We start from the raw sequence: 2,060 nt of genomic DNA on the forward strand, positions 1-2,060 counted from the left end.
CAGGGCCGCGGCGGCCGCGGCCGGCACGAGCGCTGCGGCGACCGCGACGGCGAGCGTGGCGGCCCGCAGGCGCGCCGCGCGGGTGGAGGTGCGTGGTGTCGTCAAGGGTGCCCCTCGTGGTCGGGGTGGGCTCGTGACCGAGCCGCTGCCGCGCTGCCGGAGGGCTGCGGTCCCGCTGGTGCGGGCTAATATCGCGTGCGCCGTCCTGGAGATCAAGGCTCCTGACCGGACGGTCGTCGAGGAGTCCCGATGCGCCTGACCGCCCTCCCCGCACGGCTCGTGCTGCCCGTCGGCCTGGCCGCGGCGCTGCTGGCGGGCTGCTCGGGGCAGGAGGAGGCACGGGCGCTGGACCCCGACGTCGTGCACCTGCAGGCGGGTGCGCCCGGCGAGCCGAACGAGGTGCTCACGGCCGCGCCGGCCGAGGACGTGTTCGCCGGCTCGCCGTTCAGCGCGACCGACGTGGAGTTCATGCGCGGCATGCAGGCGCACCACGAGCAGGCGCTGGAGATGACCGCGCTGGTGCCCTCCCGCAGCGGCTCCGAGGACCTCCGGCTGTTCGTGCAGCGGATGGACATCGCGCAGACGTCGGAGCTCGAGCAGCTCCAGCGCCTGCTCGACGAGCACGCGGCGCTGCAGGAGCGCTCCGGCGCCGCGCACGACGACCACGCGGACGGCCACGGCGACGGGGGTGACCACGCCGACTACCACGCGGCGATGCCCGGGATGCTGTCGCAGGACCGGCTCACCGAGCTGGAGGCCGCCTCGGGCGCCACGTTCGACCGGCTCTTCCTCGAGGGCATGAGCGAGCACCACGAGGGGGCCCTGGCCATGGTCGACGGGCTGCTCGCGACCGAGGGCGCCGCGGCCGACCCGCGGCTGCAGCAGCTCGCCCAGCACGTCGACAGCGACCAGCGGATCGAGATCGACCGGATGGCCCGGATGCACGCCGCGCTGCCCCCCGCCTGAGGGGCGGCCCGTCAGAAGCCGAGCCGGCGCAGCTGCTTGGGGTCGCGCTGCCAGTCCTTGGCGACCTTGACCCGCAGGTCCAGGTGCACCGGGACGCCGAGCGCGCCCTCGATGCCGCGGCGGGCCCGGGTGCCGACGTGCTTGAGGCGCTCGCCGCCCTTGCCGATGACGATCGCCTTCTGGCTGTCGCGCTCGACGTACACCAGCACGCGCACGTCCGTGAGCGGGCGGGTCTCGGGCCGGTCCTCGCGGGGCACGACCTCCTCGGTCACCACCGCGAGGGAGTGCGGCAGCTCGTCGCGGACCCCGTCCAGGGCCGCCTCGCGGACCAGCTCGGCGATGAGGACGTCGACGGGCACGTCGTGCACCTGCTCGAGCGGGAACAGCGGCGGGCCCTCGGGCAGCAGCGAGACCAGCACGTCGGCGAGCACGTCGACGCCGTCGCCGCGCGTGCCCGACGTGGGGACGAAGTGGGCCACGTCCAGGCCGACCTGGTCGGCGAGCCGCTGCGCCTGCACGAGCCGCTCCGGGACGTCGGCCCCGCGGCCGAGGTCGGTGCGGGTGACGGCCACGACGACCGAGGTGCGCCGGCGGGAGCCGACCTGCTCGACGACCTGCTCCGCCAGGCGCCGGTCCCCCGGGCCCACCGGGCCGTCGGAGGGCAGGCACAGGGTGACCACGTCGACCTCGGCGATGCTGTCGCGCACCAGGTCGTTGAGGCGCTCGCCGAGCAGGGTGCGGGGCCGGTGGACACCGGGGGTGTCGACCATGACGAGCTCGGCGCTGCCGCCGTCGGCCGCCTGCCGCCGGACGACGCCCCGGATGCTGCGCCGGGTGGTCTGCGGCTTGTCGCTGGTGATGGCCACCTTCTCGCCGACCAGCGCGTTCATCAGCGTGGACTTGCCGACGTTCGGGCGGCCGATGAGGCAGGCGAAGCCCGAGCGGTAGGGGGACGCGGTGCCGCTCACGCCCGGACCACCCGCGGGTCGCCGACGGCGGCGAGCAGGGCGGGGTCGGGCTGCTCGTCGCCGACGACCGCGACGGCGCTCAGCCGGGTGACGCCGCGCGCGGCCGCCTGGGCCACGGCCGCCTCG

The 2,060-nt window shown here is 76.0% G+C and carries 2 protein-coding genes; one reads left to right on the top strand and one right to left on the bottom strand.

Annotated features, from left to right (window positions below; translation table 11 throughout):
- Positions 1 to 249: 249 nt before the first annotated feature.
- A complete protein-coding gene (locus WCS02_RS19905) occupies positions 250 to 966 on the top strand; it encodes a DUF305 domain-containing protein (RefSeq protein WP_340296027.1) in 717 nt (238 codons plus the stop codon).
- An 11-nt stretch (positions 967 to 977) separates the two neighbouring features.
- On the opposite strand, the gene era is transcribed toward WCS02_RS19905, so the two are convergent.
- Positions 978 to 1,934: a GTPase Era gene (gene era / locus WCS02_RS19910; protein ID WP_340296029.1), complete on the bottom strand. Its 957-nt coding sequence runs from the start codon at positions 1,932 to 1,934 to the stop codon at positions 978 to 980.
- Positions 1,935 to 2,060: the final 126 nt, after the last annotated feature.

It is taken from the genome of Aquipuribacter hungaricus (assembly GCF_037860755.1).
GTDB lineage: Bacteria > Actinomycetota > Actinomycetes > Actinomycetales > JBBAYJ01 > Aquipuribacter > Aquipuribacter hungaricus.